The 751-nt window shown below is 57.7% G+C and carries 1 pseudogene; it reads left to right on the forward strand.

Features of this window, described 5'->3' with window-relative positions:
* Positions 1-64 precede the first annotated feature (64 nt).
* Positions 65-751 (forward strand): annotated as a pseudogene (locus B9Z45_RS16775) (IS3 family transposase); the annotation flags it as partial.

The following is a 751-nucleotide window of genomic DNA, read 5'->3' on the forward strand; positions in this document are numbered from 1 at the left end:
TGACCTTGCCCCCGAAAAACGTACTGCTTAGCTGATGGTTAAAAATCAGTTCAAGGAGAACGAAATGAGTGAAACGAGGAAACGGGCCAAGTACACGCTGGAATTCAAGATGGAGGCGGTCAGGCTGGTCAAAGGTGGGCAGGCGGTGTCGGTCACGGCCAAAGTGTTGGGCATTCCCAAAGCAAGCCTGGACAACTGGGTCAAGCTCAGTGCCAAAGGCCAACTCAAAGGCGCGGGGGATAAGCCTGTCAGTGCGGAGCAAATGGAGCTGGCCCGCCTCAGAGCGCAATTGGCCCGCGTGACCATGGAGCGCGACATCCTAAAAAAAGCCACGGCGTACTTCGCTCGGGAATCTCTGTGAAGTACGCCTGGATAGCCAGCAACAAAGCCCACTGGCCCATTACTCTGGCCTGCGAGGTGTTGGGCGTGAGCACCAGCGGCTACTTTGAACACGGTCGGCGCAAGAAATTCCCCAAACCCAGTCAGCCCGGTGCTCACAAACGCATGAGCGACGAAGCACTGTTGGCGCACATCCGCGCCATCCATGCACAAGTCAAAGGGGAGTACGGCTGGCCCAAGATGTGGAAGGAACTGGTGGCGCGTGGACATCGGGTCGGCAAAGAGCGCGTACGCCGCTTGATGCAGTTGCACGGCATCCGTGCAAGGTGCAAGCGCAAGTTTGTCGTCACCACGGACAGCAAACACCATCTGCCCATTGCGCCTGACCTGGTACAACGCAACTTCACCCCGA

Origin of the sequence: Limnohabitans sp. 2KL-17 (genome assembly GCF_003063415.1) — a bacterium.
Taxonomy (GTDB): Bacteria; Pseudomonadota; Gammaproteobacteria; order Burkholderiales; family Burkholderiaceae_C; genus Limnohabitans_A.